Below are 21,126 nucleotides of genomic sequence, written 5' to 3' on the forward strand. Positions count from 1 at the left end.
AAGATCCCTGGTTAAAACATTCAGGGATCTAACTCTTCTCAATTTTAACTGGCTTTACTCAATATTTCTGCTGGAGAAGAGGAAAAATTAGCACTTTGTCCTAGTGTAGCGACAATCTCTAATTTATTAACTTGATCTTTTAACCAATTAGTAAATAAATCGTCGAAGATTTGTACACGCATTTGTTCATTTAATTCGGGTTCAATTATTTCTTCAACTATGATGATATGCGCTCCTTTTGGTGTAATTACTGGTTTGAGAATTTGTGGGGGATTAGCTGCAAATACTAGAGAGGCAATTTCTGGCCTAAAATCACTACGTTTGCGAATACCTTGATATCCTCCAGCACGTCTTATTTCAGGATTTTGGATATATTGACGAGCGATTTCTTGAAAACTAATTTCTCCTTCTTGAAGAGCGTAAAATATCTCTAACGCTAAGTCTTCATCATCTAATATCACTTCATAGGTAACAGCAGCACTGTAATTAAGTTGATGAGCATAAAAGAATGGTTCAACTTTATCAGCAAATAAATGATGAGCTAATTTTGTAGATAAGATATTGAGATGTGCTATTTCTTCAAAATTATCTAAGGAAAGATAATGTTTTTGTAACCATTCCCAGGTTTCTTCAGCTTTAATAAGTTTATTAGCTAATCGTAATCTATCTGCGGACTCTTGTAGCTCTGATATTTCGACAGTAATCCCTACTTTTTCAGATGTTTCAGTAATAACTTTTCTAGCGGCGATCGCCTCTAATAAACTAGGGATTTGACAAGATATTTTTAGATGATAAATAATATCTTCATTGGATATTTTTAAAATATCTGACATGGCGTAATTCCTCAATTTACTAACTCAATTAAGAATTTATTTGATCCTATTTAAATGAATTATCAGTGTATCTATTATATTTACCTGATATGTTATTTTCTTATCTCTATCTAATGATACTTTTAATATTTTTGATAATTTTATATGAGAAAAATTACCAGATTTATACCCCCGAATTATCTGAGAATCGGGGGATATGATTGTGATCAAGTTATTTGGTAACTAAATAAAGAGATGGATTGGAAAAATCAACACTAAAAATCTTGTTATTACGGGGATCTGAACCAAATAGCCCATTATCACTTGATGCCTGGTTAGTGATAAAATCCTGAATGGTAGTTACCAGAAAATTAAGATCAAAACCACCCGATAAAGGGAGAATATCAGTATCTAATATTTGTTGTATTTTCTCGGAATTTAAGTCATACAAGAATGTATTTTTATCAATAGTTTTCAAGTCAGAAATTATGATTTTAGCCATGACATGATTTCCTAATCACAAAGTGAACAGTTGTACAATTATCACTGCGTAAGTATTCAGCTACAGCAATTATCATTCATGCCCAGATCCCCCAATTTAACAAAGCAATTTGTTAAATATTCAGATTACTAAATAGGCAGATATTTTGGAAAAGTCAATAGCAAAAATCTTGTTATCATGGAAACCAAATGGACCTTCATACGTTGTTTGAGGATTGTTCATTCCATCATAAACTGTTGATAACTGAACAGCAGGACGATCTCGATCCCATAAAGGCAGAAAAATACTACCTAATATTTGTGTAATTTCCTCTGAATTTAAGTCATGTAAAAATGTCTTTTTTTCAGAAGTTTTTAAATTAGAAATTATGATTGTAGCCATGATATTATTTTATTATCGAAAGTGAACATTTTGGTTGATCGCACCTTAAAATTAGGTGAAATAATTAATGATATACCCAAGCATTAACTGTCCGCGCATAATCTATCGTATGGAATTTATTATCATGAAAATTCCCTGCTCCTTCATAAGTTGTTGATATGGTATTTAAACCATCATAAATGGTCATGACAAAAACATTAGGGGTTTCTCCCCAATTTGGATAATCGCCCCAAACTGATCCTCCTAATACAATACTTGATTCTATTTGTTTTAAATCATAAATAAAGCTTTCTAAATCCGTGGAATCAAAGTTATTAATTACTATTCTTTCCATTATATTATCCCCTTAATCTTCACTCTACTCTTATATTTTTACATTATTCCCTCATGGATTATATAAAAGTTGCATATTAAATTATTTTTTTATTAGACATAATTCAGGGAATTATGTCTTTAATTTTTGTTTACATTAAAGTTCTAAACCATTTTTTTGTAACTTCTTAAATGGATCTAAAACAAAGTCAATAACTCGACGTTGACGGATAATTGCTTCGGCGCTTGCGGTTTGTCCAGGGGTAAGAGGAATCTGCTTATTACCAACTTGAATATAAGGATTTTCCAAAGCAATATCTACTTCATAGGTTTCTAGACGATTGGCACTATTTTCCTGAATTTTAGAGTTAGGTGAAATCCAAGTAATTCGCCCTGATAAAATTCCATATTCTTGGAAAGGATAAGCATCAAATTTAATTTTTACTGGCATTCCTACCTTAACAAAACCACTATGTTGACTGGCCATGTGTGCCTTTAAAATCAAGTCCGCATTTTTGGGTGCAATTTGAGCAATCATTTGTCCTGGTTGCACTACAGAACCAGGTTTTTTAATGGGTAGTTCAAAAATTGTTCCATCAATAGGAGAGCGGATAATTCGCTGTTTTAATTGTAAGTTTAGGGAGATGATCTGTCCTTCTGTTTGCATAATTTCTGATTGCAGGGAAGTAATTTGATTTTGTAGGTCTTTAAACTGTTCTTGACTTTTTAATAATGCTAACTCTCCTCCTTGCATAGCACTTTTATAACTACTTTCCTCTTGTTGTAATCGCAATTTTGCTTGTTCAATATCTGATTTAAATTGATTCATAAGCAATTGATAACTACTTTCTTGTTCTTTTAAACGTAACCGTGCTGTTTGAATATTAAATTTTGCTTCTTCTTGTAAACGTTGACTTTCTTCGGCAATCTTTTCTAATTCTACTAGTTTAGTGTTAGGAATTATGCCTTCCTCTAACAGGAGACGATAACGGGCAACTTCTGAAACATCTCGACGCAAACGGCTTGTAACTAACCTATAGTTACTTTGAGTAGATTTTACATTCTGTTTCATCTGATCAATTTGTGCTAATTTCTCTAAATTTTGGAAAGTATAAGCACTTTTTCTAGTTGCAAATGTTTGTCTGGCTTGATCAACTTGAGCCATTTTTTCTAATGATTGAGATTGGTTTTGTTGACGTTGAATATTAATCGCCATTAAAACTTGATTTTTCAATATTTCTAGTTGAGCTTTACGATTTTTTAAGCCTTCTAATTTAGCTTTTATTTGTTGTATTTCTGTTTCCATCACCTCAGATTCCATTTTCACTAAAACCTGCCCTGCTTTAACTGTTTCTCCTTCTTTCACATTAACAGAAACAATAGTACCAGTCACCGCACTATCTAATTTTTGTGTTGCACCTTTTGGTTCTATTCGTCCAATAGCATTTCCAGTTTCATCAACTTTAGTTAACATCATCCAAGGTAAAATAATTGCTGCAAAACTGACCAGCAAATACAACATTGAACGAGTCCAGACTTTTGGTAAAGCATCTAATAATTCTTCTGTACCATAAAACCAATCCTGGGTTTTAACTAATGTCTGATTCTGATTTTGATCGGGGAGAAAAGCAGTAGATTCGGTTTGATTCTGCTGATTTATAGTAGTTGTTGGTTGTGTATAAACTGACTGGGGCATAAATAATTTTACAGTTCTCTATTTTTGTAGTTATATATCCCTAACTTCTTGCCGAAGTCAGGGATAGGTTGGCAATTAAACAATCAAAACAATTAATTTGTTTGTGCTAATTGTTGTTGATTGAGATAAAAATAATGTCCTTTTTTGCTAATTAATTCGTCGTGAGTACCACTTTCCACTAAAACACCACGATCTAAAACTAAAATTAGATCAGCATGACGAACTGTAGAAAGACGGTGAGCAATAATTAAACTTGTACGTCCTTGGAGAATTTTTTTGAGGTTGTTTTGAATAATGCGTTCAGATTCAGAATCAAGGTGGCTCGTAGCTTCATCTAATATTAAAAGTCGAGGATTTCCTAATAAGGCGCGGGCAATTGCTAACCGTTGGCGTTGTCCTCCTGATAACATTCCTCCACCTTCACCAATTTGTGTTTCATAACCCATTGGCATTCTTTTAATAAACTCATCTGCCCCTGCAAGTTGGGCAGCTTCTATAATCTCTTCTAAAGAGGCTTCAGGATGGGCAATACTGATATTTTCCCGAATTGTTCCTCCAAATAAAAATGTATCTTGATCAACAACTCCAATTTGCGATCGCAGAGAATGCAAGGAAATACTAGTCACATCTTGATTGTCAATTAAAACTCTTCCATCTGTCGGTGGATATAAACCTAAAATCAATTTAGAAAGGGTGGTTTTCCCTGAACCGCTGCGCCCTACAACTGCTACAGTTTGCTCTGGTAAAATTTCAAAACTGAGATTTTCTAGAATGTTAATTTCACTTTCAGAGTGATAGCGAAATGTGACGTTATTAAAACGAATTTTACCGATTAATCTGGGTAAATATTGCCGAGGTTTATGTTCTAAATCTTCTTCTGGTTCTGCTTCTAAGACATCATTAATTCGTTCGGTAGCAACAATTACTTCTTGTAGTTGATTCCACAAGATAATTAACCGTTGGAAAGGCTGAATAATGTTGCCTAACAACATATTAAAAGCAACTAATTGACCAATGGTAAGTTGGTTTTGAATAACTAACCAAGCCCCAAACCATAGTAATCCTGTACTGGCTAAAGATTGAATGGTAGAGCTAACTAATTGCAGTTGGTTACTAACTACTTGACCACTAAAGTTCTTTTTAATTAAATTATTCAGCAATTCTTCCCAATGCCAACGCACCGTTTGTTCAATTGCCATTGAGCGAATGGAAGAAATCCCCGTCAAGCTTTGAATTAAATAGCTATTTTCTAGGGTTCCTGCGGCAAATACCTCTCGACTAATTCGACGTAAAAATGGCGTAGCAAATAATGTTAATAACACAAATGGTGGCACAATTGCTAATGTCATCCCCGCCATTGGTGGACTGTACCAAAACATTAATCCTACATAAACAACGACGGTCAATAAATCTAAGCCAATAGATAAAGCTTCACCAGTGAGAAAACGCTGAATTTTCTGATTTTCCTGGACACGGGAGACAATATCACCAACATATCGAGACTCAAAAAAGGACAGAGGTAAGCCAAATGTATGCTTAATAAATCCCACCATTAAAGCGACGCTAATTCGGTTGGCTGTGTGGTCAAGTAAATATTGTCTTAACCCATTAATGGCGACACGAAACAAACCAAAAATTAATAATCCGAAGCCTACAGTATTTAAGGTTAAGGTGCTACCTTGAACAATCACTCTATCTAATAAAAGTTGAGTAAATAGGGGTGTTACTAATCCAAATACCTGAATTAATAACGAAGCCATGAATACTTCTAGTAGGACTTGAAAGTGAGGTTTAACTAAATCCAATAACTGCCAAAATGGCGTATTAGCTTCTGGTGTTTTTTTGAGTGAAGTTGTGGGTTCTAGTAATAAAGCGTAGCCTGTCCAACCTGCTTGGAATTGATTAATAGTCAGATAGCGTTGACCAAGGGCAGGATCGGCGACAATTACCTGTTTTTTGGTAATTTCATAGACAACAATGTAATGTTTACCTTCCCAATGAGCGATCGCTGGTAAAGGTTGTTGAGCCAATTTATCTAAGCTGGCTTTCACGGGACGGGTGGCAAAACCAAGACTTTCCGCTGCTGCACTTAAACTTCGCATGGATGCACCGCTACGGTTAACATTAGCCAAATCCCGCAGACGATTAATACTGAAGTTTTTCCCCCAATAACGACCAATCATTACTAAACAAGCAGCGCCACAATCAGCAGCACTTTGTTGCTCAAAAAATGGATAGCGTTTGGTAAATTTACGCCACCAATTCCCAGCAGTTACACTCGGAATAGGAAAGTATTTGGGGCGCTTTTTTGGTTGTGCAAGTGCGGGAATTGTCAGTTGGGTAAAATTGGCATTTTTTGCTGGTCTTGGTGTTTCTGTAGGGGCAATTTCTGGAGGTTTGACAGTGCTAATTAATTGTGCTTTTTTCAGCAAAAGATCATAAGTATCAGGAAATTCTTCCATTACCTTTTTCACCATCTGTTGGGGAAGATAGGCAATTTTTAAATTCACAGAAGCTCTAGCAACGTAACTACTAAATTCTTGTTCTGGAAATAAAGTTAACTCCCCAAATGATGACCCTGGCGCGAGAGTAGTAATTAAGTTATTAGAGTTATCAAGTAATCTCACCTTACCCGTTAGCACAATATAAATTCCCGGCTTTGCTGTCGTCCCTTGCCAAAATTGCTTTGCTACTGGTGGTTCAATAATTTCTAAAGCCTTGATACAATCTGCAACTGCTTGATTTGATAGTGAATCACCCAAGACTTGCTTAATGTTTGTAGCTAACTGTTCCTGAGAAAACGTTGATAGCATTTCCTAACCTCCCACTATTATTGATTGGCCTGCATGAGATTAAATGACCAATGAAAACTAGGTTCAGGTAAAGAATGCAAATCACTAATTGTAATTGTCATATCCTGATTTTCAGCAGTTGTCAATGGAGAATTTTTACGTTTTGTGGAAAGTCCCATTTGTTTAAGTAAACGGTTAATATGACGATCACTAATTTTAATTCCCAACTCTTTAGCTAAATGTTTGCTCAACCATTGAGCCGTCCAATCACTAAAAGCATAGCCATATTCACGAGGACTAGAATTAACTAATTCTTTCAATCTTTCAATATATTGATGATTAACAATCTTGGGTCTACCCAATGGCCGCTGATTCCATTTATGCGCCATACCTGCCTCAGCAATACCTATCCAATACCTGGCCATTTCTTGAGAACAACCTATGATTTCACAAATATGAGTTTGTGATTTTCCCATATCTGCTAACAACATTATCTCAATGCGTCGCCGATATTCTGGTTGTGAATTATTTTGTAAGTTTTTTAGCAAGGCCTTCCGCTGAAAAGGTGTTAAAAACTTACTTTCATAAGTATCGTAAATATTAACAACCTGATCTTGATGAGAATAAGATGACATAATTCTTACCAGTTGCCTTCTACTTTCAAATTTTGGCAAATCTATCTGTTACATCTATTGCTCAAATACAGATGCAAAAAATTTCACAGATATTTAGTATTTAATCTGTAGGATGTTTGCTGTTTTCCCCCCAAAAAACAGCATTGTCTGCTAAAATACCTACAGATAAACTCTATTCATTTCTATCCTTAATACTTAATTTATCCCCATTAGTTAATCATCGAAAAATCCACTTCAAGGATGATATTATTCCTAATTTAGATTTCAGGACATTCATAAACACTGGTATTTATATTTATCAATCAAGACTAGACTATTTAAGTTCATGCAGTTTTAATTCCTCAATAATTACGACACACCTATTCCAAATATTGCAGCCTCAAAGTAGATAAGTTCAGGAAGAATGTAATCTATCTCTTACAGTAGCCTAAAATCAAAAAATTCTCATCAGCAAACTTTCTAAATATGAAATTGTCTGTCTGATAACTTAGCGTTAGCCCTTCAGTTTAGATAAAAAAGTGACAAAGCTTGGACTGTTATTTTTAAATTTTGCTATATCTTCTTTGAAAATTTATGTAAAAAATCAAATCTTTATCTAAACTTCATGATATCTTTACATAAAATTTATAGAAACTTCAATCTGGTAAAAATATGTTTAGTAAATTCCCATGATCAAATTCTTGTGGTGCGGGCATCTTGCCCGCTAATATTTTACCTTAAATGAATGCACCACGCTGAATATTAGATAAGATGCGTCAAATCTTAAATATCTGCTTATTGGCAGCGTTTAAAAAATATGACACACCTTACTAATATGCCAATTGCGTAAATCCTGATTTATTTAATTATTAAGAGACACAAGTGCTACAAGCAATCGGCTTTTTGGGAAAAATGCAGTCTGCCATGCACCTTTGTTTAGGCTGCTATTTCTAATTTATAAGATGTTACAAATGTATATTTACCATGCCGGCAGATAGGGATTCAGTAATTGCAGTTACTCGCATTTCAGATCCAATTGTACTGGGTAACAAGCAATTACAGTATATTCAGCAACTATGCTGACTTTTTTTCCCTACTGTTAGCACGTGCTTCTGCTTTTTGCTTACCTCCCACTTCCAGATAAGCTATATCTTTAATCTTGCTTAAACAGCTAGAGGTCAGATTGCTTTCAGACTTGTCTGTGGTTGGTTTAGCAATTTTCAGACTTTCATTATTTTGTGAAGTGGACCTATTTGTGCGGGCATTTTCTTTCAATATGCGGTTATAAGTGCGATAAGGAATATAGTGCATCGGATTATAACCAACAAACCGCAACATTAAAACACAAGCCCAAGAATACTTACCTGCTAAAATCGCTTCGACTACTTGGTCTAATTGTTCAGGATGGATTTTCGGTCCTAAGTTGTTACCACTGCCAGCAATATCTTGATTCATAATCTTAGTTGTCTTTAAATTGAGTAAATTAGTCCAGTTTCTGCATTGCACTTGATAAATAGCCTCAGCTAAGTTGCTGGTGCGGGAATGACCGGAATCTATAGGTAATCAATTGCTGGCAGATGTTGAAGAAAGCAAAAACCCGTTTTAAAAGTACGGTACTTGATAACATGAATAAATGATGGGTATGGAATTGAGAGAACTGCATCTCTAAATTTACCCGCTCAACTAAGCTAAAAAGCGCATTTGACCTGATGATTTTTTTCATAACCTGACCTGTGATTGAAAACCTGACTTTTTTTTAATTAATCAAGCTTCTGTACCGTTTTTGCCGTATATATCCTAGTTTTCTGGGCAGTTTTACAGTTTTCATTTAGTTGGTAAACCCTATTCCTTGTCTAAGTAATGTATATTAATCACTTTTAGGATTTAGGTTGGTACTTACTAATGAATCAAAGGTAAATATTTTCCTTTTGTCTGGTTTCTACTGAGAGAACTCGAATTTGACGTAGCTTTTCGTAGATACAGTTGTCTGCTGTTGAAACTTCCAAGGGTTAATCTTCTGCTTTTCCCTAGTTGCTGCTGTATAACTTCTTACCATTAGTTTTGTTGCTTCTCTGTAAAAGCTCACAATTGCTGGATGGAATCAGGAAAACCGTTGATTTCTCAATTTCAAAAGCCACATTTTTATTTATACTATTTTTTCTCGCTAATGTCATCTGCCAAACTAGCAAAATTTAAGTTAAATTTACTCAACTTATCTAGAGATTTACCCATCTCTTGTGCAGGTTTAAGTTTTGACCCCTCTGGGCAAAAAATGAGGGGTGTTACCCCCCACTTTAATCTCAATGGCGGATGCTATCATCGTTATGTAAAGCAAAAATACTAGCAATGTCTTCTATCTATGTTATTAGCATCTAGACAATGGCAAATACTATATATCTATCAACAAAAGATCCTATTTGTATTCAACAGTTTTTGATGTTTACAAAGTAGATTATTTATGGATTTTTTTAAGAAAGTCTTTACTGCATAAGGATTACAAGGTTCTATGTCCTCAATAAATATCCTAAAAACAGGTGTAAATAACTGCTAAAAAAATAATTAAAGTATCGTTATTTTAATTTATTGTTAATGCCCAGATTGGGAATATTATTTTAATTTACTGGTAGATTTTTATTCAAATACAAAAATCCATCCGTTCATTTGTGAACAGGAAAAACCGTATCAGCAGAAACATTTAGTTATTATCTCATTTATTTATGAGATAATATTGCCATTTAATTAAATAACAGACTGAGTAATTATCTATATATAAGTTATAGGAATAAGTGAGATTGCAGTGATAGTTATTAAACTGATTGAGTAGGAATAACTATTATTATTTAATATCAATTATTGCTGATGATTCTGATAGCAGAGTGTGGTGTTAGCTATGAAAAACGGATACTTCGGTATATAGGCCAGGTTAAATAAGTATATTTAAGTAATTATAGAAATATGAAGACTTCTGAAATTCTCAGTATATAAACTGCTGCTGTTTGACTTTGGGAATACAAAAGTAAATTGCTTGACAAATAACAATGAAGAGGTTAAGGTGTAACTCCCAAGGCTGTTGAAGTTTCTATAAATTTTTCAGTCACGGGACAAGAATTGCAGGGTGATATACGCTGCACTCAGTAAAAGCTAAATCAAGATCAAAATTTTCATGATCTTGAAACTAACCGGGAACTTATAACTGAAAATGGGAGTCATAGACACCAGCTGCATTTGAACCTGGCCAACCTGACCAAATAGATTGATAAAGCTGCTGCTGTCCTGGCCTTATTTATCTAACGTGCAACTAGGTATATTTTTAGATAATTGAAGTCTACTGATAAATTCTGAATTTATTTCCAACTAGAGGAGAGAGTTTTTTTAAGTAGATAACTTCAATCTTTTTATCTCCCATAACCCGAAATAAAGTAGGGAATTGGTGATTATTTTTTGCGAACCTGGGTAAAAAATGTACTTTGACAGATCATCGCTCGAATGAGCCATTATAGGCACAAACTCTGTAAAACACAATTACTGATTTCTGATTTCTCAGTGGCTTTGGGAGTGAAAATCAAGAAAATTATACTTGAAAAGAACCCAGGAGGACAGAGGACACACTAGAGTAGGAGAGAAGATAAAGGTTTGATATCTTTTGAGCAAACCCCGATTTAATTAGGGAAAAGAGACAGATTTTCCAGCATAGGTTTTCAGATTAAAATTCCTTAACTCTTACCATTACTGATTTTTTCACTAAATTCCGGAAATAACAGGAAAATAAAAGAGCTTCAACGAATTAGAGTATCAGGACTTACGCAAAATCTCCGAAAAACTCTCTTTTATTAGTTTCCTTTGGGTCTGCGTGGTTTCTAATTCCGTGAATTGTGCGTAAGTCCTAAAAACACTAAAATTAACACATCAGCAAATAAATTCCCCAAATAGCCATAGCGCGGAGATAGGTACTAGCGCGGAAAGTAGCATTAGCGGTGATAGCTTCCGGGGTGCGAAATTGCAAACCATTGTCGTAAATTTGCCTCACCACAGCCTCAGTTAACCGCATTGCTTCATTTTTCATGTCCATTTGCACTAAGAAGGCTGCTAGACCAAAATTAATTCCAGTCCAAACCTCCAGAGGGTGGGTAGAATGAGGATTTTCTGGTAAACCATTGGGAAGAACACCATTAGCAGCGCCAAACTTACCATTTTGGAACTTGAGAAAACAGGAATCATAGACAGTTTTCAAAGCAGACAAAGCGCGATCGCTGGGGACAATATCTGGTAAACTCAATAAACGAGCGTAGAATTGCCCACACAATTGATCAGCCATAACCACATCAGAACCACTTTCACTATCTAAACGGTAATACTTGCCATTCCAAAGCTTTTCTTGGTATACTGACTTTGATTGATTTAACCAACCTTGATAAATTGACCCTTGCACCTCCACCTCCGTGACCTCTGTGCCTCTGTGGTTCGTTAAAATCTTAGAGATATCAATAGCAGCTTCCAAAGCAGCTAACCACAAACCACCACAATAGGCACTAACACCATTTAAGCGCCAATCATCAAAAGTTTGGTCAGGTGCGCCAGAATTTTCCGGTATACTGTCCCCATCTAGATCAAATTTTTTCACATAATCGAGAGTTTGCACAATAGCATCCCAACAATCTGCTAAAAAGTCAAGATCATTAGCACCTGTCAACAAAAAATCTCGATATACCTGTAAAACAAAGTCACAACCTAAATCTTTCCAAAGATTGCAATCTTGATAACTAGTGTAATTGGTTTTTTCCCAAACGTGTTCATTGGGAGCGCCTAAATCGTGAGGTGTCGCACCTGCGACTTTACGAACTGCCAGGGGACTTTGAGATTTAATTGTCAGATAATAACCGATAATTCTAGTTGTATCATCACTTTGGGGAATTGCTCTAGCAAAGGCGCGAATTACTGATTTTTCCAGTTCAGGAAATAACATTAATAACCCAAAAGAACCATATAACCGCACATCTAGACTTTCATACCAACGGTAATCCAAACATTCTAACACAGCAAACTGACCAACGGGGTCAATGTCCGAGGCTGCATTCCAAAGAGTTCCTCCACTAGTTAAATCATAGAGTTCGTTGAATAAAGCCATTTTAAACCAGTTGGGTAAATCTGGTCTTTCTAAAATAGGATTTTGCCAATTTTGAATGTGCGATCGCCAATTATGATATGATTTGAGAGCAGTAGTAGCAATTTGCCAAGCATTCTCACCATTACACCCAAAAAAGTCCGTATATCTGCGGTAATAGTTCACTCCTGCGGCAAATTCTGTTACCGGAAAATCCCAACTGAGGACAAAGGGAACTTCTAAAGTTTCTCCTGGTTGTAAAGTCAAACGCACCGCAATTGCAGCGCCTAATCTAGAATTTTCATCTGCGGGAGTTTCATCTATATAATTAGGTAAAGAACCATTTTCCGAGAAACTTTGCCAAATATCAGCACCATTACCTAAACAATTAAAATGGGAATGATAAAATATTTCAACTTGAGGATTTTTTGCAGTTGCAATACACCAAGTTCCCTCTCCTTCTTGAACAGTTTGATGATCAGAAACTGCACCGAAAACACAACCAAAATATTGATCATCTTCTGCTAAACAATTATAATTTCCTTGACTTTTTCCCCAGGCTGGCTGATATTCATAAACAGGACTACCATCATCTCTAACTTGCACTTCGGGAGATTTTAAAGTATTAGTAAACCAACCGACCATATTTTCCCAAGTTAGCATGATGCTAATAGTAATTGGTGCATTTGTGGGGTTGTGCGCTTTCCACAAAAAAACCGCCACAGGATAACTAGTTTCTTGATAATTATCTGCCCAAATTGGCGAAAATTGCTCACAGGTTAATTGAGTTTTGAAAACATTTTCATAAACAAACCAACTGCGAGGATAAAGTGCATGATAAGTTCCTGACCTCACCCCCAACCCCTCAAGGTCCACAGAGGAAGGTGGATACCATTGCCAAGATTGTAGTGTATCATCTTCTGGAGGTTGGGTAGATAATGCGTAGGCTTGGCCAGATTCAAAGATACTAAATTGACAAGCAGGAACAGTTTTGAAAGTATGTTCTCCTCCGTCAATGTGCCACAGGTTAAAGTCTCCCCGTGAGGAACGGCCTATACACCCCGCACCAAAGCCACCAAGGGGCATTCCGTGCCAGGGACCATCATCTATATTACTAGGATAACGGACGGTGTAGGGCTGATTCCAGCCTAGGCCAATGGGACGTTTCCAGGTGCAGGGAGGTATTTGGGGGTGGTTGGTCATGGTTGTGAAAATTACGTTTTTGATGTTAATGCAGGGTAGCTGTTTATGTGGTTTTTTTCAAGTAGTTATGAGGTTGTTTTTTTTCACGCAGAGAGGAAGAAAGGTTTTTGTTTCGCGCAATCTCTCTTAGAGATCCCGAAGGGTAGGCGCAAAGGCGCTAAGGTTTGGGTTATGGATAGGAATTTTATTTATTAGATATTTAATATGTGATAATATGAATGTTATTTCAATAAATGAAATAAGTCTATGATGACTCAAGTGATAAGGAAGTAGTAAAAATGCTGGCAAGTTACATTGATAAAGCAATGGAGTTAGCAGTTTATGAAATTGTTGAAGATGATGGTACTTATTGGGGTGAAATTCCCGATTTACAGGGAGTATGGGCAAATTATAAAACTTTAGAAGGTTGTCGGCGTAAGTTAAGAGAGGCGTTAAGTGATTGGTTGGCTTTGCGTTTACGTTTGGGGTTAGATATTCCTGTAATTGAGGATATTAATTTAAATCAAATTACACAATCTGTATAAAATACATAGATTAACACCTGTTTCTTGGAATTATTTAGTTAAGCGTTTGCGTGAGTTAGGTTTTGAAGGACCTTATGCTGGTGGGAAACATCCACAGACGGGGTGATTTAACTGTTATTTTCCCAAAAGATTAACTGGCTGAATTCCAGAATAAATTAGCAATCAATCTGATTTTCAACTTTTCAAAATATTTGTTTTAAAGCTGTTCTATTTTATTTCTCAATTCTATTAAATCAGGATGTTGAGTAATGTCAATATTATTAACTGCCCATTTAGAAAATTTATCCATAGAAATATATGATTTATATGGGCGTGTTTTATCTTGACTTATTTTGTGCATTGCTTTGTAAATCTCTTTACCATTAAACCAAATTAAATAATGTTTTTGCTGCCAAAATTCCTGTTGATTAAAAAGCTGTAAATACTTAGATAGACTTTCTTCAAACTTATCTATTGTCACTTCCTCAACTGTATTTTTAAATTCATTAATTAATGACCAAGCCCGACTTTTACAAGTAGATAAATCTAGAGAATCTGGAATTGTATTTTCAGTCCATTTTGTTTTTAACTGTTGTCTACTAGCACTAAGTTGACATAAATTACCTAAAGCCCATCTAACAGCTTGATAATCTTGTAAATTCTTCGCAGCTTCTTCTATCCATTGAGTAATTTTATCAACTCCTGGTGAATCTTTATGTCCCCATTTAGAAATAGGATTTTCTAATTGTTCTTCATATTTGGTTATCCAATATTGATGAATGAGTTCAGGATCAAGTAAATAATTTTCAATACAGGTACGATGAGATAGAAACGATCTATTTCCTAATTTATCTATTTGCAGTAACTTAATTTCTGATGTAGGTTCAGTATCAAAATCACGATCTCTGAAAGTAATATATTTTTTAGCAGATTTTTTTCGTTCATCTTGATTTTTTCTCTCATTATTTTTATCCTGTTTATTTTCATCTATAGAAGAAAAATATCCTTGAATAAATGTCGAAAAACTAAACTTACCGCCAGCAGCAACAATTGGTATATTATTGGATTGATTTTCGACCACTTTATCAAGTAGCCATAAGTCAAGATTACCCTCACAAAAAATAACTTTGTCAACTACTCTCACAGTTCAATTACTCCTCTATTATTCTGATAGATGATTCTGGTACTAATTGCGCTACATAATCAGAATGAGTGGTAATAATAAACTGATTATTTTTACCTAATTTCGGTAAAGTTCTGAGTAAAGCCTGTTGCATGGGTGGATGTAAATGCAATTCGATTTCATCAATTAAAATTACTGAATTGTGAATGTTCCAATTCATAAAATCCATAAGTATAGGAAATGTAGCACGCTCTCCCCCAGACATTTCCGAAAATTCATAGTGAGTTTTATTTTTACTGTTATAAATATAAAACCAAGGTTCGCTGAGAATATCATCAATATTATCTCGCATTTCTAAACCTGCAAATTCACGTCCTGGAAAAACAGTTTTATAAATTTCGGATATTTTTGCGTATAAGTCTTTTGCTCCTGGACGAAAACTTTTACCATTTTTTCCATATTTCTCATGAAAAATTTGCCACTTTGCTAGGCGATCGCGTAAAATATCCTCTGTAATTTCTAATTGTTTTTCTGGATCTTCAGGAGTCAGACTAGTTGCAGTTCTTTGTTCTGTGTACCAAAAGACTGTACCCACTCTTTCAAAAACTGAAAATCCTTGAGAACGAGATAGTTGTTTAGCATATTCTCGTCCTTTAAATTGAAATAATTCTGCTGCTCTATCTGCTGTTACACTTTCACCTTGCCATTTTAAGTTAACAAGATATTCTTGAGCAGGAGAAACTGGTAAATCGCGTCCCATTTCTCTTAATTTTTGGTGAAATTCGCTAATAGCTTGCAGTTCGGATTTAGAAAATTGTACATTAATAGTGACATTGGTGGGAGAACCACGCCAACTACTACCTAATAATTCATAATTAAATCCTGGCCAATCTAAATCAGCAGGTTTTTTTAATCTTCCTGTAGCTGTACCTAATGTGGATGCAATAGCTTGTAAAATGCTCGTTTTTCCCGCACCATTTACACCAATAATAACAATTAAATCTTCTGCTAAACCAGTTTCAGGATCAGTAAAATCTAACTCCTGATCTCGAAATTTCTTAAAATATTTGAGCTTAATATTTTGAATTTTCATAATAATTTGCTTTTGTTCTCTCTTTGATGTATATTATATTCAATATAACCCGTTTTATTGTCATCGAAACGAAGTCTGTATGTAGAAATAATCTCTGATTAGTAGCAGTTTCTAGTTCAATACATCCTGGGGTACGCTGAAGCATACCCCATAAAACTAACTAAGAAAGGTCTTTCAATTCAGCGGTACGAACTGAAAGTATTTGTGTTTGATCACCTCTTTGGACTTTTACCTGCAACGCTTGACCCAGAGTACTGTCTTCTACTATAGATTGTAATTGTTCCGCACTGGTGATAGCTTTATTGTCAATCTGCACAATCACATCTCCACGACGGATACCTGAAATTGCAGCGGGAGAATTAGGAACAACCCGCAAGACTAAAACTCCTTTGACTTCAGGAATCGTAAACATGGAGTTAGGATCACTGTTATTTTGTTTTGCTAATTCTGGTGTTAATGTCACCATTTGTACACCTAAGTAGGGGTGAGCTACTTTACCATTGCGTTGTAATTGAGTAGCGATCGCTTTAGCTTTGTCAATAGGAATTGCAAAACCGATACCCATGGCATCAGCGCGAATTGCTGTATTAATTCCAATTACTTCTCCTAAACCATTTAATAATGGTCCACCAGAGTTACCAGGGTTAATCGCTGCGTCGGTTTGAATGAAGTCTAACCGTTTATCGCTGATACCAACCTGAGCGCTAGAACGTTTTAAGGTGCTGACAATCCCCAAAGTAACGGTATTATCAAATCCTAACGGATTACCAACTGCGATCGCCCAATCTCCCACCTGAACATTACGAGAAGAACCTAAAGGTGCTACGGGTAAATCATTACCAGCATTAATCTTAACTACAGCCAAATCTGTAACTTCATCAATACCACGGACTTTACCTTCAAAAGTGCGACCATCTTTCAGACGAACTGTGACTTTATCAGCTTTGTCAACTACGTGAGCATTGGTAAGAATGACACCGCTTTTGTCAATAATAAAACCAGAACCTAAACCCCGTAACTGTTCAGTCGGTGATTGTTGGGGAAAACTATCACCAAAAAACCGCCGAAAAAAGGGATCTTCCATAAAAGGATCATTGCGGCGCGTAATCGTTCTTTCTGTATCAATTCTTACTACTGCCTGCCCAACACGATTCACTGCTGTTGTCACAAAACTATGACCACCAATCGCAGCCGCAGCGGAAGATGGCTTTTGAGCCACTTTTGTTAAGGACTCCGTGACAGCATTAGGACCTGGTTCTGCTACGGAAGGTAACACCCGCAGGGAGGTAGCAGTTAATAGCACTCCCATAAAAATCGCTAAGATATGGGTACTGAGTTGTCGGATAGACGGGGATATTTTGGGAAATCGCATAATCACAACCTAATCTACAAGCCTAGTTTTTGCTGTTTCTTGATAAATCTATCTACAGTTATTTTTACAGATCAGATTCAGAATTTCTGTTTATTGACATTTTGACTCAATTTTAAGTTTCTGTGATGTTGTGGAATCTATTTTTTTCAAGCTAAAATACTAGTTAATGCCAAAATGCCAAAACAAATATCAGTATAATAGCATGAATAATGGAGCAAACCCACTAACTAACGAATCCCTAGCTACATTAGAGCCAGGAGAGCATTCACACCATCACAATCATACAAATCATACACATTCTCATGTCCACAGTGAAGAGTCGTTACGGCGAATTATTAACCGACTTTCGCGCATAGAAGGCCATGTACGTGGTATTAAAAATATGGTACAACAAAATACTTCATGTCCTGATGTATTATTACAAATTGCGGCTGTCCGTGGTGCATTAGATAAGGTAGCACGCATTGTGCTAGATGAACATTTGACTGAGTGTATCGCTAGGGCTGCCCAAGAAGGTAATATGGAATCGGAAATTGAACAATTAAAAGCCGCTTTAGATAGATTTTTACCCTAATTCTTAACTTTTAATTGCGCTATCTATGACTGGGAATCAATATCAATTTCACTATTTTTTAAATCAAAATGCACATAAACCAATAATTCTATTTTTACATGGTTTTATGGGTAATATTTATGAATTTGATCAAGTCATAAAATTACTATTTGATGATTTTTCCTATCTGATTATTGATTTACCTGGACATGGAAAAACTCAGGTTTTAGATGATGAATACTATACCATGCCATCTACAGCCACGGCCATTATACAATTATTAGATCAATTAAAAATTGACCAATGCTATTTAATTGGTTATTCTCTGGGAGGAAGATTAGCTTTATATCTCACTCTTCATTTTCCCAGTAGGTTTATTAAGGTTATTTTAGAATCTGCTTCCCCTGGTTTAGCAACAGAAATGGCCAGGTTAGCTAGAATTAAAAGTGATGCTCAAATAGCCAGGAAATTAACGAGAATGCTGAATAAAGATGATTTTTATCACTTTCTCAATAATTGGTATCAACAAAGGATTTTTGGGAAAATTAAAGATCATCCCCAATACCAATGTATGATCGCAAGTAGATTAACAAATCATCCCCCAAATTTAGTCAAATCATTGCAATTTATGGGAACAGGTTCTCAACCTTGTTTATGGGAATTACTCACAGAAAATACTATTCCTCTCCTATTATTGGTGGGAGAAAAAGATGAAAAATTTATTGATATTAATATATCAATAACTGAAAAATGTAAGTTTGCTAAATTACAAATAATTCATGATGTTGGACATAATATTCACCTGGAAAATACCTTAGCATTTGTACAGAATATTCAAGATTTTTTCTCCCCTTCTTCTAATTTTGCATAACTGCATTCAACAACAATTCAGCCCCGAAACGAATGGGATCTGTACAAGGTAGTCCGGTTTCTGTTATGATTTGAGCGATCGCATTTTTTGCCTCTAATTCCTCTAAATTCCTGGTATTTAAAGCTATACCCACTACTTTGACATTTCTAAAAGCACCAGCACCACGGGCAACAATTTCATACATTTGGATCACTTCCGGTAATGGGGGAATCGGTATACTGGGATTATTACGGTTGTGAGTTTGTCCCGCTTGATGCACTAATATTAAATGTGTAGGTTGAGAACCGCGAATTAAAGCTAAAGTTGCCGTTGAACCGGGGTGTAAAAGAGAACCTTGTCCTTCAATTTGCAGAATGTCGTAATGTTGACCAAAACGCATGACTAACTGTTCCACCGCACCGGCCGCAAAGTCTACCCGCACAGCATCTAAAGCCACCCCTTCTCCTTCCAACATTAACCCAGTTTGACCCGTGGCTAAAAATTTAGAACGTAAACCCCATAATTTAGCCGTTCGATGTAATTCTAGACTAGTGGACATTTTTCCAATGGCCATATCTGTCCCCACTGTCAAAACTCGGCGACAGGGTAAAGTTCGCGCCAGTCCAGATGCTACATCTAAATTAGCTGGTTCTCTCCGTACATCCCAAATTAATTGTCCTGGTTTGAGGAGGGCATTTAATTCAGGTATATTTGCTAGGGGTGTATGTAATCCATTTACCAAAGACATTCCGGCTTTGAGAGCATCTTTGATATCAGCCCAATAATCATCAGGAACAGCACCACCTTTGGGAGCAATCCCAATTACTAGAACTTCTGGCTTATACTGTAATGCTGCTGTCATAGATGCCACAATTGGCACATCTCGCTGAATACCTGTTAACTCTACTAAAGATTTACCTACAGATTCTCTGTCAATTACAGCCACAATGGGTGATTCACTATAGCGTAAAATTGATAACCCTGTTTTTCCTTTAACTCCAGTAATTCCCTCATGGAGAAGAATTGCTATTTTTTGATTAAGCGACAGACGCACTGTATTTTACTCCTAAACCAGGTAAATTATTTGGCAAAACTCTCCCATTTTCTACCAGCGCACCGCTAAAAGGATCATCAATTAAATTCAAATGACTATCTAAATCCAAATAATCAGCTAGTGGTGCAAGTTGTAAAGCGGCGGTATTAGCCAGAGAACTATCAGAATAGCAGCCAAACATCACTTGTAAATTATGAGCTTTGGCTGTATGTACCATTCGCATGGCCTCGGTAATTCCCCCAGATTTCATTAACTTAATATTAATTCCATCTACATTATCAGCTAATTGGGGAATATCCGCACTAGTAAAACAACTTTCATCAGCGAAAATAGGTAAGGGGGAATGTTTTTTCAACTTGGCTAAATTTGCTTCTTCACCTCTTGCTAAGGGCTGTTCTATGTATTTTATCCCTAAATCAGCTAACCAACTACACATATTAATAGCATCTGCTAAATTCCAACCTCCGTTAGCATCAACAAATACATCTCTTTCTCCTGTTGCTTCCCGTACTGCTAAAAACATTTTTTGATCTGCTTCTATTCCTTGAGTTGAACCTAATTTGACTTTGAATAACTGCACATCCATAAATTGTAACCAGTCTTGGGTTCTGGCTTTAGCACCTGCTGGGGAATTAATCCCAATTGTTACTGATGTTGATACTATAGCACTTTTATTTAGTCCCCAAAGTTGCCACAAAGGTAAACCTAAGCGCTTACCTAGCCAGTCCTGTAATGCCATATCTAAGGCTGCTTTCACAGCAGAAGGAATTTGCATTTGTTCTAATAGTGACTCAATTTCCTGTCTTTGCCAAGGGCTAAATTTCTGAAATATAGGTACAATTTGCTCTATAGTATTTATAATTTGCTCAGTAGTTTGTCTGCAATTACCCACCCCAAAGGGAGATGCTTCTCCCCAACCCTCAATCCCTTCTTGTGCGATTTTTAACCATACATTTGTTGTTTGTGCTGTTGTTCCGCGACTAATTGTTAAGGGAAATCGTTTATTAACGGTAAAGGGTTGAAAATTAATTTGCATAAGTATATTAAAATATTTTAAAATGGGGAAGGGGTAACTAACAACTCAAAACTTACCTAATTAGCATCATATCCTATGTAGTGAGAACTTTAGTCCTCACCTGAGAAAATCAGGGCTAAAGCCCCGACT

The 21,126-nt window shown here is 35.8% G+C and carries 17 protein-coding genes; 3 read left to right on the plus strand and 14 right to left on the minus strand.

What is annotated here, in order from left to right; all coding sequences use genetic code 11:
• Window positions 1-44 precede the first annotated feature (44 nt).
• The 9 genes from ACIR131C_RS0100070 to ACIR131C_RS0100115 all read right to left on the minus strand — a co-directional run bounded on the left by ACIR131C_RS0100070 (window position 45) and on the right by ACIR131C_RS0100115 (window position 13,413).
• Window positions 45-833 carry a peptidylprolyl isomerase gene (locus tag ACIR131C_RS0100070; protein WP_028088602.1) on the minus strand — a complete coding sequence of 263 codons (789 nt, stop codon included), beginning with the start codon at window positions 831-833 and terminating at the stop codon, window positions 45-47.
• 211 nt (window positions 834-1,044) lie between these two features.
• Window positions 1,045-1,314, minus strand: coding sequence for a hypothetical protein (locus tag ACIR131C_RS0100075; protein WP_028088603.1), 270 nt, complete (start codon window positions 1,312-1,314; stop codon window positions 1,045-1,047).
• A gap of 120 nt (window positions 1,315-1,434) precedes the next feature.
• Entirely contained in the window at window positions 1,435-1,695 is a 261-nt protein-coding gene (locus tag ACIR131C_RS0100080; RefSeq protein ID WP_028088604.1) for a hypothetical protein, read from the minus strand.
• A 64-nt stretch (window positions 1,696-1,759) separates the two neighbouring features.
• On the minus strand, window positions 1,760-2,029 hold the full coding sequence (locus ACIR131C_RS0100085; RefSeq protein ID WP_028088605.1) for a hypothetical protein: 270 nt from the start codon (window positions 2,027-2,029) through the stop codon (window positions 1,760-1,762).
• A 135-nt stretch (window positions 2,030-2,164) separates the two neighbouring features.
• On the minus strand, window positions 2,165-3,703 hold the full coding sequence (locus ACIR131C_RS0100090) for a beta-barrel domain-containing protein (protein WP_028088606.1): 1,539 nt from the start codon (window positions 3,701-3,703) through the stop codon (window positions 2,165-2,167).
• 92 nt (window positions 3,704-3,795) lie between these two features.
• Window positions 3,796-6,516 carry a peptidase domain-containing ABC transporter gene (locus ACIR131C_RS0100095; RefSeq protein ID WP_028088607.1) on the minus strand — a complete coding sequence of 907 codons (2,721 nt, stop codon included), beginning with the start codon at window positions 6,514-6,516 and terminating at the stop codon, window positions 3,796-3,798.
• Window positions 6,517-6,533: 17 nt separating this feature from the next.
• Window positions 6,534-7,130, minus strand: a complete 597-nt coding sequence (locus ACIR131C_RS0100100) for a helix-turn-helix domain-containing protein (protein WP_028088608.1) — start codon at window positions 7,128-7,130, stop codon at window positions 6,534-6,536.
• 1,053 nt (window positions 7,131-8,183) lie between these two features.
• Window positions 8,184-8,564, minus strand: a complete 381-nt coding sequence (locus ACIR131C_RS0100105; RefSeq protein WP_028088609.1) for a HetP family heterocyst commitment protein — start codon at window positions 8,562-8,564, stop codon at window positions 8,184-8,186.
• 2,443 nt (window positions 8,565-11,007) lie between these two features.
• The gene (locus tag ACIR131C_RS0100115; RefSeq protein ID WP_028088610.1) at window positions 11,008-13,413 is read right to left on the minus strand and encodes a GH116 family glycosyl hydrolase; all 2,406 of its coding nucleotides are present in this window, start codon (window positions 13,411-13,413) and stop codon (window positions 11,008-11,010) included.
• Window positions 13,414-13,691: 278 nt separating this feature from the next.
• On the opposite strand from ACIR131C_RS0100115, the gene ACIR131C_RS0100125 reads away from it, so the two are divergent.
• The gene (locus tag ACIR131C_RS0100125; RefSeq protein ID WP_028088611.1) at window positions 13,692-13,937 is read left to right on the plus strand and encodes a type II toxin-antitoxin system HicB family antitoxin; all 246 of its coding nucleotides are present in this window, start codon (window positions 13,692-13,694) and stop codon (window positions 13,935-13,937) included.
• Window positions 13,938-14,133: 196 nt separating this feature from the next.
• Here ACIR131C_RS0100125 and ACIR131C_RS0100130 read toward each other — a convergent pair whose 3' ends face one another.
• The 3 genes from ACIR131C_RS0100130 to ACIR131C_RS0100145 form a co-directional block, all read right to left on the minus strand.
• Entirely contained in the window at window positions 14,134-15,060 is a 927-nt protein-coding gene (locus tag ACIR131C_RS0100130; RefSeq protein ID WP_028088612.1) for a hypothetical protein, read from the minus strand.
• Between the two features lie 7 nt (window positions 15,061-15,067).
• Window positions 15,068-16,132, minus strand: a complete 1,065-nt coding sequence (locus ACIR131C_RS0100135; RefSeq protein WP_028088613.1) for an AAA family ATPase — start codon at window positions 16,130-16,132, stop codon at window positions 15,068-15,070.
• A 160-nt stretch (window positions 16,133-16,292) separates the two neighbouring features.
• On the minus strand, window positions 16,293-17,504 hold the full coding sequence (locus ACIR131C_RS0100145; RefSeq protein WP_028088614.1) for an HhoA/HhoB/HtrA family serine endopeptidase: 1,212 nt from the start codon (window positions 17,502-17,504) through the stop codon (window positions 16,293-16,295).
• A 202-nt stretch (window positions 17,505-17,706) separates the two neighbouring features.
• Here ACIR131C_RS0100145 and ACIR131C_RS0100150 point away from each other — a divergent pair, with 202 nt between their 5' ends.
• Entirely contained in the window at window positions 17,707-18,078 is a 372-nt protein-coding gene (locus tag ACIR131C_RS0100150) for a metal-sensing transcriptional repressor (protein ID WP_028088615.1), read from the plus strand.
• A 25-nt stretch (window positions 18,079-18,103) separates the two neighbouring features.
• On the plus strand, window positions 18,104-18,928 hold the full coding sequence (gene menH, locus ACIR131C_RS0100155; RefSeq protein WP_028088616.1) for a 2-succinyl-6-hydroxy-2,4-cyclohexadiene-1-carboxylate synthase: 825 nt from the start codon (window positions 18,104-18,106) through the stop codon (window positions 18,926-18,928).
• On the opposite strand, the gene ACIR131C_RS0100160 is transcribed toward menH, so the two are convergent.
• Both ACIR131C_RS0100160 and ACIR131C_RS0100165 read right to left on the minus strand, forming a co-directional pair.
• Window positions 18,915-19,961 (minus strand): N-acetyltransferase DgcN family protein, encoded by a 1,047-nt coding sequence (locus ACIR131C_RS0100160; protein WP_028088617.1) that lies wholly within the window; start codon window positions 19,959-19,961, stop codon window positions 18,915-18,917. The two genes, menH and ACIR131C_RS0100160, sit on opposite strands and share 14 nt — an antisense overlap.
• Window positions 19,945-20,997 (minus strand): dipeptide epimerase, encoded by a 1,053-nt coding sequence (locus tag ACIR131C_RS0100165; protein WP_028088618.1) that lies wholly within the window; start codon window positions 20,995-20,997, stop codon window positions 19,945-19,947. The genes ACIR131C_RS0100160 and ACIR131C_RS0100165 overlap by 17 nt, the downstream gene beginning before the upstream one ends.
• Window positions 20,998-21,126: the final 129 nt, after the last annotated feature.

This window comes from Dolichospermum circinale AWQC131C (genome assembly GCF_000426905.1).
GTDB classification, from domain to species: Bacteria; Cyanobacteriota; Cyanobacteriia; order Cyanobacteriales; family Nostocaceae; genus Dolichospermum; species Dolichospermum circinale.